Consider the following 12,689-nt stretch of genomic DNA (forward strand, 5'->3'; position numbering starts at 1 on the left):
TTCATTTTCGCCCATTTCCTAATCAGGGGACCTTCACTAACACGGCACAGGATTGTCGATCAACCAACCAGACCCCAATCAGAATCAATCCTATCCCACTTATTTCTCTCATGCCAACCGGTTCCCCCAAAATCATCACCGAAAAACACAGCGCAGAAACGGGAATAAGATTCCCAAAAATTCCTGCTCTGGAAGGACCGATTCCTTTGACGCCAAACAACCAGGCCTGTTGACCCAATGCCGTAGCAAACACCATAACGTAAAGAAGTGCCAGCCAGCCAGATACCGGAACCGACTCTACCCCTGTAACCAGGACTTTGTGACTTAGGCTTAACAAAGGGATTTCAAAGATCATGGAGAGTAGAAGAGTCGTCCATGTCACCGTCAGCGGAGAAAACCGTTCCATGGTTTTTCGACAGCCAATGGTATATAAGGCCCAACTGACCAATGCACAGACCACCAGACTCCCTCCGAGTAAAGGATTGGAACCCAATCCATCCACCGCCTCGCGCCCGGAAATACTCAATACTCCTAAAAACGAGACAAGACAGCCAAGCCAAATCACACGCAGGGGAATATCCTTAAGGATGAGCGAGGACAAGAAGGCGGTAATGGCCGGGCTTGAACCTATTATGATGCCAGCAGCCCCTGCCCCAATAAATTGCAGGCCAAAGAGAACGAACAGGTGATTGCCAAGGACTCCGATTCCTAGAAAAAAAAAGTTTTGCCAATCTTTTCGTGAAAAAGGAACGACCCCTTCCCTCCAGAGCCAAAGAGGAATAAGGATCAGTAAGGCTCCCAACCCTCTAAAAACAGATGTCTCTACTGGCGAGAAAGGACCTAAAGCGACTTTTTGTGCAACCACCGACCCTCCCCAGACCACTGCAGCAGTCGTGAGGGCAGCGTAGGCGGAAAACGCTGAGGATTCCGAGCTAGCGTTTTTCATGGGGAGGTAAATGAGAAAAAAGTGAGAAAAATACGGAAGGGGCTGTATCTCCAATCGTACTGTCAGGCAAGACAACCCCTATCTCGAACGAACTCTGAGCCGAGCCTACCAAGAGTCCATCCGCACATACAAAATCTTTCGCTCTCCATTACTCAAAGATAACTCCGAATGCGATGCGCCCTCTCCCTCAGCTATGATGAGGCATCGCTGCTATAACAATCGTCCCTAGGTTCGTCAAGCTCAGACTATATGACAGTCTTCCAGCCAATGTATAAATACATTCTTGATTGGTATGATTACGGGGTCCAACAATTACTTTGAAAAGTTTCTAAATATTCATCATTTAACCCCAGGTCCGAATGGCTTATCTGATAGGTCTTCTGTCCGGTTGACGCAAAGAAATTTACACCGTTAAAATCGCCAGAGAGTTGATACTGTACCGGCCCTCATGCCAAGGCAAATTTTAATAAGAATCGTAGGCGTTGGCTTCCTACAATTGACATGACGGTTTATCTGTCCCCTAAGGAGGAATTATGTCGTTGCTAATCACAGAAGAGTGCATTAATTGCGGTGCCTGTCTCCCGGAATGCCCCAACGAGGCAATTTTTGAGACACGAAGTGCCGCGGAGGAAAAGGGCAATAAGGTCGGGGAAGGTCAGGGTGAAGGGGACACGGTGTACGTGATCACCTATGAGCGCTGCACAGAGTGCGTCGGGCATTTTGATGAGCCTCAATGTGCGGCTGTTTGCCCTGTCGACGATTGCTGCATACCTGATCCAGAAATCCCTGAGACAACGGATACACTACTGGATAAGGCCAAACAGCTGAATCCTGACAAAGAAATCGATCCAGCGAAAGTTTGGGCCGGCGTTCGAAATTAATCAACCCGAAAAACATGGCTCTGTAGAAAAGCCCCTTCCGATTTTTCCAAGGAAGGGGCTTTTTTTTGGGACTCCAACTATTGATGGAGACCCACTGTGTAACCTCAGCTTACCTCTTCTAATTCATGGAGCCGGACAGCAATCAATTTCGATACGCCAGGATCCTCCATTGTCACACCAAAAAGGGAGTTGGCCGTCTCCATGGTTCGTTTATTGTGTGTGATCACAATAAATTGAGATCGGTCCGCCATTTGGCGTAAAAACTGACCAAACCTGACCACGTTCGTCTCATCTAATGGCGCATCCACCTCATCCAACACACAAAATGGGGAAGGTCGAATGAGAAAGCTCGCAAAGAGAAGAGCCATGACCGTCATGGTCTTTTCCCCTCCGGAAAGCATGTTGAGATTTTTTAAGCGCTTCCCTGGTGGTTGAGCGACAATTTCCACGCCTGGCTCAAGATTGGGCCCTTCTGATTCCTGTCCTTCCTGAGTATCTTCGACTAAAATCAATTCAGCACGTCCTCCAGCAAACAAGGCTGAAAAGACTTCGCTAAATTTCACTTGAAGTTCTTTAAAGGTCTCCGCAAACAGCTTATTGGTCGTTTGATTCAACCGCTGAATAATTTCCTGAAGGGATTGAATTGAACCGGCTAAATCTTCCTCTTGCGCCAATAAAAATTGATAGCGTTCTTCTAATTGAGCATGCTCCTCAATAGCAGCCAAATTAATTGGACCGATACGCTCTAATTTTTTCCTGATACCCTGTAATTGCTCTCTCCACTGGCCGGTTTGTTCCTCAGAAGCCTGTTCACTCCCTTCCAGACCTTCCGCGATCCGTCCGGCATCAGGAGGATTTTTGAGGTCATCCGTCGATATTTCGTATGTCATGGTTAGCGTTTCTTCCACAGCACGAAACTTCGCCCGAACTTCCGCTAAACGCCCCTCGATCGGCACACGGGACTTAAAGATGTGGCTCAATGTTTCACGAGCCTTCCCAATCAGACCATCCAACCGTTTAACTTCCTCCATACATCCTGCATGACGGTTCTGAAGCTCCAATAATGTTCCGGCAATGGCCTCTTTCTGGATGTCTAATTCTTCAACCAAACTCTCATTCGTAAGGCGTTCTTCCTGACTCTTTCGACTTTGCAGAAAGAGGTGCTCCAATTGTCCATCAATTTGTCGAATTCGGGTTTTCCGATGCTCTTCTTCCCGTTCAATTCGTTCAACATTAGCCTGCTCATAATCCCATTGGGACTTCAAAGCCTGAAAATTCATTCGTGTATCATTGAGGCTTTGCAACATGTCCTGTCGCTCTTGGTCTAATGTATTCAGAGCATCCAACAATTGACGAAGCGCCTCATCCTCATAGGCTCGTGTCTGATTGAGATGCTCAAGCCGGGTCTGAACCTCTACTTCTTCAACTTGCAACTGTCCCCATTCCTCCTCTTCCGCTAATCGATCCTGCTGAAGGGCATCTAACCGACGTAGGAGATCGGGAAGAGCCTTCTCTTTGGAAGAAGCCTCTTTTTGAATGGTCAACATGTGAAATTCCATCTCACGAATGGACAACGTGGCTTCTTCAAGTTGTCGCGACACGTCCTCAATTTCCTGTAGAAGCGACTTCCGGTTCGCTTTGGCTTCCTCCAACCCCACGGTAAGAGTGTTCAACTTTTCTTCCAATGTGAGAATTTCTCGCCGGCGACGTAATAATCCACCAGCTTCTCCACCAGACCCGCCACTGATGATCCCAGCGGGAGACACAAGTTCTCCGCCCAAGGCCACTAAAAGCGGACCGTTCCCCTGGAACCAGGAATGTTCGGTCATGAGATTTAACGCTCCAGATAATGACTTCACAATGACCGTATTCCCCAGCAAAGCCTCGATCACAGGTTTCAACTTGTCTGGAACCTGAACAAAATCCACAGCCAAGCCCCGTACTTCCGGGTCGTGCTGAATGACATTCCACCAATCGGCTGGACCTTTTGGACCCTGTCGCGGAATATTCAAGGGAATAAAGCTGCCTTTTCCCCATTCATGTTGTTTGAATTGGGCAATGAACTTTTCTGCCTCTTGGGACGATTGGACAATCCACGCCTGCAACCGCTCTCCTAAAACGGCTTCTATGGCTTTTTCAACCTCCTCAGGCACTTCCATCCGTTCGGCCAACGCCTCTTGAATGGACGAACACGCAACGCGAATGGAGGCTTCATCACCCTCACCATGGTGGCCATACCCTATTTCTTCACGAAAAACACTTTGAATCGCACGTAATTCAGATTCAGTGCCAGCGACTTGGGTTTGGAGGTCGAGAATTTTTTCATCAAGCTCTTCCCTGGTTTCTCGCTGACTTTGCAGGTTAACCTCTAAGCGGTCCTGATTGTTCCGGAGCGCGTCAAGCTGACTTTCGAGCGATGAGCATTCCTGGCGAAGGGCTTCGCTTTCAGCTTGAAGGGTGGTTTGATCGTTCTGTGATTGAGAATATTCTACGGTCAGACGTTCGATCCGTCTGGCCATCGAACTCTGTCCTTCAGCAATACTTCGCAAGCGGTTTTCCTGATTCGTTTTTTCAACAGCTAAGGCCAGAATGGTTTCATGGCCCTTGTCGACCTTCTCCGCAGTTTCTCGACGGCGGAGGGCCAGATCGGCTATGCCTCCCTCTCCTTCTTCCAAAGTGACAGAAAGAATCTCCATCTCGCAGCGAATTTGGGCCAGCCGCTCTCTCAAGGCTTCCAACGAACCCGTGGCCTCCTGGCCCTCCCCATTCAACCGTGCTCGCTCCTCCATGACCTGTGCATGTTGCTGTTCATATTGCTCAAGCCGGTTGCGTTCAATCTGAATTGCCGTAAACGCATGGGACAGTTGCTGCTCAATCTCTCGAAACCGGTCCTGCGCATCCTTGAGAGTTTCGCTAGCGGACGTCAGCTCTAACTGCACGGTTTGGTGTTCGGCCACAAGTCGAGCCTCTTCAGCCAAGCAGGATAGTTCTTGGCTTTCAGATTCTTGTAACTCATGTTCAAACTGACACTGGTCTTGAAAAAACCGGCGAAAGTCATGAGTCAATAACTGCACCTCAAGCTCGCGAGCCTCACGGAGAAAGGCCTGATACTCCTCTGCTTGTTTCGCCTGACGATTGAGCGTCCGAAGCTGACCCCGGACTTCTCCAAGAATATCCCGAACCCGCAAAAGATTATTTTCCGTACTTTGTAATTTTCGTAACGCCTCCGCCTTTTGTTTTTTATATCGAATAATACCTGCCGTGCCTTCGATAAATTCACGCCGTTCCTGTGGGGAGGCATTAAGTAACTGTTCAATATTGCCCTGTTCAATAACAGACTGTCCTCTGGCTCCCGCTCGGGCATTCCAGAGAAATCCTCGAATATCCTTGAGCCGGCAAGGAATCTTATTAAAATAATATTCACTGTCTCCCTCGCGGTAGAGCCGACGGGTGATCATCACATCCGTTGGCTGATCAAGCCCTTCCAGAATGGCAGAGACAGGCTCCAACTCACGGGGCGTCACCTCGGAAAAAATGAGCGAAGCCTCGACCATTCCCATGGGTTTGCGTTGCTCAGTCCCATTAAAAATAACGTCTTCCATGCGCTCGCTTCGCAAACTCTTCACGCTTTGCTCACCCATTGCCCACAAAATGGCATCCACGATATTACTTTTCCCTGTCCCGTTGGGACCGACGACAGCAGTTATCCCGTTCGGGAAATCTATTTTTGCCTCAGCAAAAGATTTAAACCCACTGACGACCAGAGTACGAAGAAACATATTCCCTCTCAGAATGGAGTGGATGACAGAGCAGTAATTTGGCTCAAATCAGTACCATAAGAAGAAAAAAAAATCAAAGTTTTCCACAAAATGCTGTGGGTCTGACTACCGGCCTATTCAATATCTTGACATATTGCCAAAACCACGGCTCCTGTCAACAGGACAAAATCCAGGAGCCCTTTTACGGGACATCCTCCATAAAGAAGGATTCCCGAACAAACAGGTCTGACGGCTTCAAAATACTGGGAAAGATAATGAGGAAGGATATATTCGGAAAAGATACGCTTGCGCTCCTCCAGGAAAGCGGAAATCCATGGGAATTTATCGCGGAACTTTGGCCATCAGTAATTCTTTTGGAAGAAGAAATTCAACATTCTCTTCCACCACGGTCAACTCCTCTACCGATGTTGCTCCATGTTCTTTCAAAAACTTAATGACCTGAGCCACCAATACTTCCGGAGCCGAGGCCCCTGCCGCAATGCCGATCGCGTTCACACCTTCCAGCCATTGAGTCTGAATATCCTGATAAGAATCAATGAGATATGACGGGATTCCACAACGCTCGCCCAATTCTCTCAAGCGGTTGGAATTGGAGCTGTTGGGAGACCCGATGACCAGAATGACATCAACAAAACGGGACAGCTCTTTGACAGCATTTTGCCGATTTTGTGTGGCATAACAAATATCTTCCTGATGTGGCCCTTTAATACCCGGGAACCGACGATGCAAGGCAGCAACAATATCCCGACATTCATCCACGCTCAACGTGGTTTGTGTGACATACGACAGGTGAAGAGGATTCTCAACTTCTAACGAGTCCACGTCCTCTACAGAGGAAACTAAATGGAATTTATCAGGCACCTGTCCAAGAGTTCCGACAACCTCAGGGTGCCCCGCGTGACCAATCAGAATCAGCTCATATTCGTTGGAATAATCCCTGTTCACTTCGTTATGAACCTTGATGACCAGGGGACATGTGGCATCAATCACTTTCAAATTTCGTCGTCTGGATTCTTCCCACACCTCTTTTGCCACACCATGTGCACTGAAAATGACAATGGCGCCATCAGGAACCTCATTCAGTTCTTCCACAAAAATAGCGCCCTTTCCACGAAGGGACTCGACCACATGACGACTATGGACAATTTCATGCCGAACATAAATTGGTGCCCCGTAAGTCTTTAAGGACAAATCGACGATTTCAATCGCTCGATCCACTCCCGCACAGAACCCTCTTGGATTGGCCAGGAAGATTTTCAACGCACCCTCCTTACAAAATATTTATTTCGCTAAATTATCTATTCCACGCATGTCTTTTGCGCACGATAGGCTAAATTGCCAGAGATCGTCAACACAATGCCCAACCCGATTTCTCCGATAACACGGCGACAACGCGAAGAGGGCGATGTTACCCCCACCGAACCAAAGCCGTGCCCCAGGTAAGCCCGCCCCCAAAGGCTCCCAACATGACCCGATCGCCCCTTTTCAGTCTCTGATTTCGGTTCGCATGATCTAACGCCATCGGCAATGAAGCCGAAGAGGTATTTCCGACTTGCTCGATCATCGAGAGGCATCTGTCAGGAGGGACTCCGATATTTTCACAAAACTGGGTCAGCATGCGCCCATTCGCTTGATGGAAAATGACCTGGTCGAGCTGCGACACATCCCATTTCTCCTGTGCCAAATGGTCGCTGACCGCCTGGCCTAAGCGCCTGATTGCGATGCGAAACACCCGAGAACCCCGTATTCGCAAGGTATGCGCACTGGCATCAAGGACATCTTGAGACAAAGGCTGACGGGAACCACCTCCGGCAATTTTGACCAGATCATGATACGCCCCGTCGGCATGAAGTCGAATGCTGACAACGCCCATGTCGGAATTTGACGATCTCTCGACAATAGCCGCACCGGCCCCATCACCAAATAAAATAGTTGTACTCAGATCTTTGACATCCAAGGACCGAGATTTGATTTCCGAAGCCACAACGAGACATCTTCGAAACTGCCCGGCCCGAATGAAACAATCCGCCATGGAAAGGCCATAAAGAAACCCTGAGCAAGAGGCTGAAAGATCAAATGCCGGGATGCCCCTGATGCCCAGCCGAGCTTGAAGCAAACAGGCCGTGGAGGGAAAGATCATCTCCGGAGAGGTGGAAGAAACCAGAATAGCGTCAAGATCTTCCGGGACCAAACCAGCCTGATCCAATGCCCTTCGCGTCGCCTGTTCCGCCAAAAATGAGCATTCCTCCTGCGAATCCGCCCAGAACCTGGTCCGGATACCGGAAACTCGAAAAATATACGACGGCTCAATTCCCAAAAGATCGGCCACCTCCTGATTATCCACCTGACGACCAGGAAGAAAAGAGCCGGTTCCGACGATTCGAGAAAGGTTGGCATTCATATAATTCTCATAGCCTATCCCTTGAATTAGCAGCACATTGACTGTGGCAAATTTTTCATATCTACCAAATATTGTGGTAAAAGAGAGACAATTTGTAATAAAAAAATTAACACAGTCGCAACATTAAAGACTTTCTTTCATTGGTCCGAATCTTGTATAGATATGGACTGTTTCACACCTCTATACCGACTTTCACCGAACTTATATGATCACAAGACTGCCTGGAGTGACTTACCTGTGAAATTTCCGGTCAATTTTCGATCTCTTTTTCTTACCTTCCTCACTTCTCTGATCATAATCACCGGATGCTCCTCAACTCCCAAACCTACGGAGCACACCGACACCACATCGAAAAAAGAAATGTCTTCAACGGACGAACAAATCTTCGTCGGCGATTCGGTAGAAATGAGTTACGATCCGAACGTAATCATGAAACGTGCCGAATCTTTTTTTGACAAGGAATCCTATGCGGAATCCATCGTGGAATACAAACATTTTCTTGACCTTCACCGAAATCACATATTAGCCCCTTATGCCCAATACAAAATTGGCGTCAGCCATTTCAAACAATACCGGACAGTCGATCGTGACCCAGAGCCCCTGGAGGAATCGATTCAAAGCTTCGAGAAACTTCTTCAAGAATTTCCGGCAAGCCGTTATGAAGCGGAAGCGAAGCAAACCATTCTGATTTGTAAGGAACAATTAGCACAACGGCACTTGATGGTCGGGCATTTCTACCTCAAACGTGGTTCTTATCTCGCTGCTGCCCATCGATTCGAAAAGATCATCAAGGAATATCCTGAATTAGAAACTGCTGGGGATGCCATGTTCCATCTGGCAAAAACCTACCAAAACCTTGGTATCGAAGAATGGTCCCAGGAATGGTTACTTGCCCTGGTCAACGAACACCCCAACAACCCCTATCACTCAGACGGCAAAAAACTCTTGGCAAAGCTGGAAAAAAAGAATCCTACTCTTCTAGCTTCCCTTCCTCCCGATCCCTCGCCGGATGAGCACAACACCCTCAATCCTGGGGTAATAGGCCAGCGTCCTGACAATCAACTCCTTGCAAGAACAATATCCCATACCCCGGAATCCCCATTGTTATCCTCAGCAGCAGCTACCTCCCCGACAGTGAAGCCGGCCATGCTGAGCGCCCCCACAGATTCGCACCCGCCTCTCTCTAAGACAGCTTGTACAATTGGCACGTGGTGTGACTCACCATCCTCCTCGGCCACAACACCAACACCACCCATGCAGGTATCGAGTAGCGAGAAATCATGTAAAACCGGCGAATGGTGTTAATCCCCCTATTTCCTTACTTAGTTGAACCCTGTTCTCGAGTAGTCGTATAAAGGCCAAATTCCCTCATAGCCCAAACTTTCCGTTTTCCACCCCAAGTACCTGTCCCATAAGGCCTAATTCCCCCCTGGGTGGAAAGGAAGGACGTCACGTTCCAAAAATAATCATCGAGCAGTTCCTGACCGCTTTCGGAATGAATTCCCCAATAGCGGCTCCCACGCGAACTTCCCGGGGCTGCACGGAACCGAATCTTCTCGGGCTTGATCATGCAATGCGATTGGGTTGGGGAAGGCAGTGTGGTACGCCCGGCCATGCGCCATTTACCAGAAATCTCGGGCACTAGGCTCTCGGGGGCCCGTCCGACAAAGACCTGCAGATCGCTATGGGGATGAATCAGACAGCATAGCCCTGAGGGTTTTCACGTTGCCATCTCCAGGCATCCGCGCACATCTCACTGAGCGCGCGTTCAGCTTGCCAACCCAACAGTGTGAAAGCTTGATTCGGATCAGCATAGCAAGAGGCAATGTCACCTGGTCGGCGTGGAGCGATTTTGTAGGGAATCGGCTTGCCGCTCGCGGTTTCAAATTCCCGCACGATTTCCAAGACACTGTACCCGTTGCCCGTACCAAGGTTGACCGTTAAGCATTCTTTCTGAACATCCAGTCGAGCCAATGCCTCTAGTGCTTTGAGATGCCCCAGTGCCAAATCAACTACATGAATATAATCCCGCACTCCGGTCCCATCGGGAGTAGGATAATCGGCACCCCATACGTTCAAATATTTCCGCCGTCCCACTGCAACCTGCGCCACGAAGGGTAACAAATTGTTCGGTATCCCCTGAGGATCTTCACCAATCAGACCACTATCATGCGCCCCAACAGGATTAAAGTACCGCAAGATGCCGATCCGCCAGGAGGGATCGCTGCGGTGGGCGTCGCGCAAGACCTCCTCCACCATCAGTTTCGTTCGACCATAGGGATTGGTCGCAGATAGGGGGTGGTCCTCGGTAAGCGGAAGGCGTTGCGGATCGCCATAGACCGTGGCAGAAGAGCTGAATACAATCTGTCTCACGCCGCACTCCCCCATAGCCTCCAACAGGCGCAGAGACCCAACCACATTGTTGTCATAATAGGCCAATGGTTGCTGAACCGATTCTCCCACCGCTTTGAGACCGGCAAAGTGGATGACTGCGGTTGCCCCGCTCTCGCGCAGAGCCGCCACTATTGCGGCGCGATCACGGCAGTCCCCGCGTATCAGACGAAGAGATTTCCCTGTGATATGCTGCACCCGCGCCAACGACTCAGGATGGCTATTAGAGAAGTTGTCAAAGACCGTCACATCACAGCCCGCCTGGAGGAGCTCAACGCAAGTATGTGACCCTATATAGCCGGCACCGCCGGTTACCAAAATCATTGAGAACGCTCCCGTTGAAATTGAGATAACCCGCTGCTTTTTCTTTTCATGTTTTTCCTTCGCACATCACGTGAAGGAGGCTGAGACACATCAATGATGACAAACCCCCGATTCCGTATTATGTATTATAGAGTCTCAAAAAAGGTGCTGGGACCCTACACTGAGAAGAAATGTGCGTCAAGAAATAGATCGGTAAGGAATAGAGGTGAATTGAGGAACATCAATACATGGGACTGAGAGCCGGCGGCTCAAAGAAAAACAATAACCGTTCATCAATCCTCTGACCAATTCTTTCCCACGGCCCCGGCCACTCCCTACCAAGGGAAGACCGTCGCTACTCCGTAAATATTGGATGCTCCAATATACCCCTACATCCGCTTAAGCCCACCATTATTCTGGAAACACTATAGAAGCGGGTGGGTAGACGAGGAAAGAAGAAAGAGGAAAATAGGCCAGGTCGGGCAGGCCTTTTTATTGGCCGATGTACCAACCAATCCCGTTACGTTCAAGAAAACTGGTGATGAGTGTCAGAGAATCCGCATAAATCATGACGCCGACCGCCACTAACAGCCCGCCGCTAATAAACGACACCCCACCTAAATAGGACCGAAGGTTTTTGAAGTAGCTCAAAAACGTATCCATCCCAAATGCCGTCAGAAAAAACGGGAGACCCAACCCTAACGAATAGGCCGATAGGAGCATCACCCCGCTGGACATCGATTCTGTCGTACTGGCATAGGCCAGAATGGCCCCCAACACCGGTCCTACACAAGGCGTCCAGCCGGCGGCAAATGCGGTCCCGATGAGAAAGGAACCCAGGTAGCCGACAGGACGCGTCTCAAAATGCATCAAGCGGCGTTCGGTCATAAAAAAACTTAATTTCAAAATCCCCAGCAAATATAGCCCGAATATAATAATCAGGACACCCCCGACTTTCCGAATCACGTCTTGATAGTCATACAACAATTGCCCCATCAGGCTGGCCGATGCCCCAAACGCGATAAAGACCGTGGAAAACCCGGCAATAAACAATAGGGCATTGAGGATAATCGCGGACTTAAATCGCTCTCGCTCTTCAACTTTCGCGAGATTTTCCACCGAGAGTCCGGTGATATAGGATAGATAGGAAGGGACAAGGGGGAGGACGCATGGAGAAACAAAAGACAGCAGTCCGGCACTAAACGCCGCAAGCAAAGACACCTGGCTGATCGAATCGATCATATTGCTCTTACATTCGTTGGGAAGACTCTAGAATCGGCTCTTGAAGTACTTCGGCAATTCCCCTGCGAGCTTCAGGGCTGTTCCAATCACGGGATCCGAAGACCACCTGTCGGATGATGCCTTGACGGTCAATCGCAAAGGTCATAGGGAGCGTACGTGCGCCATAGGTCAACCCTACCTCATAATCCTGATCATGCAAGATAGGAAAGCTCAAACCCATCGCCTCCTGAAAAGGCCTTGTCACGGCTGTGCCCTGTTGGTCAACGGAGACCGCCACAATTTCCAACCCTTTGGATCGCATACTGCGATACAAGGCTTCCATTGCGGGCATTTCAATCCGGCACGGCCCACACCAGGTCGCCCAAAAATTTAGCAACACCACTTTCCCCTTAAAATCGGAAAGCGAAACAGCCTTTCCTTTCATATCCATCAAGCGAAAATCCGGAGCGGGGGATCCCTTTGAAGGACGGGAGGCTACAAAATGAGAAGATGGCGCATCGGTAAAAGAACTTTCGGAATAGCCGGAATCGCAGCCTAGAAGAAAACAAAAAATTCCCATCCCTCCCCAAAAGAGTCCAGATTGCGAGAGATAATGGCATGCATCCTTCAACCTAAGTATGGTTTTCAATTCACTGCCTCCCCACAAACCTTTCAAGTATCGTTCCATGCACTATAACGGCAAACTCCTTCAACCTTCATCATAAGACCCGTTAAATTTCATCGTCAACGCAATTCATTTCCTTCGG

9 protein-coding genes are annotated in these 12,689 nt (G+C 49.2%); 2 read left to right on the forward strand and 7 right to left on the reverse strand.

Annotated elements, in window-relative coordinates; all coding sequences use genetic code 11:
• Nucleotides 1–22 precede the first annotated feature (22 nt).
• On the reverse strand, nt 23–946 hold the full coding sequence (locus tag PP769_RS00460; RefSeq protein ID WP_312643848.1) for a DMT family transporter: 924 nt from the start codon (nt 944–946) through the stop codon (nt 23–25).
• Nucleotides 947–1,479: 533 nt separating this feature from the next.
• On the opposite strand from PP769_RS00460, the gene PP769_RS00465 reads away from it, so the two are divergent.
• On the forward strand, nt 1,480–1,827 hold the full coding sequence (locus PP769_RS00465) for a 4Fe-4S dicluster domain-containing protein (protein ID WP_312643850.1): 348 nt from the start codon (nt 1,480–1,482) through the stop codon (nt 1,825–1,827).
• A 104-nt stretch (nt 1,828–1,931) separates the two neighbouring features.
• Here the strand turns inward: PP769_RS00465 and smc are convergent, their stop codons facing one another.
• The 3 genes from smc to PP769_RS00480 all read right to left on the reverse strand — a co-directional run bounded on the left by smc (nt 1,932) and on the right by PP769_RS00480 (nt 8,007).
• Nucleotides 1,932–5,606 carry a chromosome segregation protein SMC gene (gene smc / locus PP769_RS00470; protein WP_312643852.1) on the reverse strand — a complete coding sequence of 1,225 codons (3,675 nt, stop codon included), beginning with the start codon at nt 5,604–5,606 and terminating at the stop codon, nt 1,932–1,934.
• Nucleotides 5,607–5,927: 321 nt separating this feature from the next.
• Nucleotides 5,928–6,866 (reverse strand): 4-hydroxy-3-methylbut-2-enyl diphosphate reductase, encoded by a 939-nt coding sequence (gene ispH, locus PP769_RS00475; protein WP_312643855.1) that lies wholly within the window; start codon nt 6,864–6,866, stop codon nt 5,928–5,930.
• Nucleotides 6,867–7,014: 148 nt separating this feature from the next.
• Nucleotides 7,015–8,007 carry a 3-oxoacyl-ACP synthase III family protein gene (locus tag PP769_RS00480; RefSeq protein WP_312643857.1) on the reverse strand — a complete coding sequence of 331 codons (993 nt, stop codon included), beginning with the start codon at nt 8,005–8,007 and terminating at the stop codon, nt 7,015–7,017.
• Nucleotides 8,008–8,367: 360 nt separating this feature from the next.
• Between PP769_RS00480 and PP769_RS00485 the strand changes: the two genes are divergently transcribed.
• Nucleotides 8,368–9,312 carry an outer membrane protein assembly factor BamD gene (locus tag PP769_RS00485; protein ID WP_312643859.1) on the forward strand — a complete coding sequence of 315 codons (945 nt, stop codon included), beginning with the start codon at nt 8,368–8,370 and terminating at the stop codon, nt 9,310–9,312.
• 390 nt (nt 9,313–9,702) lie between these two features.
• Here the strand turns inward: PP769_RS00485 and galE are convergent, their stop codons facing one another.
• The 3 genes from galE to PP769_RS00500 all read right to left on the reverse strand — a co-directional run bounded on the left by galE (nt 9,703) and on the right by PP769_RS00500 (nt 12,502).
• Nucleotides 9,703–10,722: a UDP-glucose 4-epimerase GalE gene (gene galE / locus PP769_RS00490; protein WP_312643861.1), complete on the reverse strand. Its 1,020-nt coding sequence runs from the start codon at nt 10,720–10,722 to the stop codon at nt 9,703–9,705.
• Between the two features lie 471 nt (nt 10,723–11,193).
• Entirely contained in the window at nt 11,194–11,943 is a 750-nt protein-coding gene (locus PP769_RS00495; protein ID WP_312643863.1) for a cytochrome c biogenesis CcdA family protein, read from the reverse strand.
• A gap of 7 nt (nt 11,944–11,950) precedes the next feature.
• Nucleotides 11,951–12,502 (reverse strand): peroxiredoxin family protein, encoded by a 552-nt coding sequence (locus PP769_RS00500; protein ID WP_312643865.1) that lies wholly within the window; start codon nt 12,500–12,502, stop codon nt 11,951–11,953.
• Nucleotides 12,503–12,689 lie beyond the last annotated feature (187 nt).

It is taken from the genome of Candidatus Nitrospira allomarina (genome assembly GCF_032050975.1).
Classification (GTDB): domain Bacteria; phylum Nitrospirota; class Nitrospiria; order Nitrospirales; family UBA8639; genus Nitrospira_E; species Nitrospira_E allomarina.

Coding starts and splice junctions, on each gene's coding strand:
- smc (WP_312643852.1), bottom strand. CDS start 5,606: ATGTTTCTTCGTACTCTGGTCGTCAGTGGGTTTAAATCTTTTGCTGAG.
- PP769_RS00460 (WP_312643848.1), bottom strand. CDS start 946: ATGAAAAACGCTAGCTCGGAATCCTCAGCGTTTTCCGCCTACGCTGCC.
- PP769_RS00485 (WP_312643859.1), top strand. CDS start 8,368: ATGTCTTCAACGGACGAACAAATCTTCGTCGGCGATTCGGTAGAAATG.
- PP769_RS00495 (WP_312643863.1), bottom strand. CDS start 11,943: ATGATCGATTCGATCAGCCAGGTGTCTTTGCTTGCGGCGTTTAGTGCC.
- galE (WP_312643861.1), bottom strand. CDS start 10,722: ATGATTTTGGTAACCGGCGGTGCCGGCTATATAGGGTCACATACTTGC.
- PP769_RS00500 (WP_312643865.1), bottom strand. CDS start 12,502: ATGGGAATTTTTTGTTTTCTTCTAGGCTGCGATTCCGGCTATTCCGAA.
- PP769_RS00465 (WP_312643850.1), top strand. CDS start 1,480: ATGTCGTTGCTAATCACAGAAGAGTGCATTAATTGCGGTGCCTGTCTC.
- PP769_RS00480 (WP_312643857.1), bottom strand. CDS start 8,007: ATGAATGCCAACCTTTCTCGAATCGTCGGAACCGGCTCTTTTCTTCCT.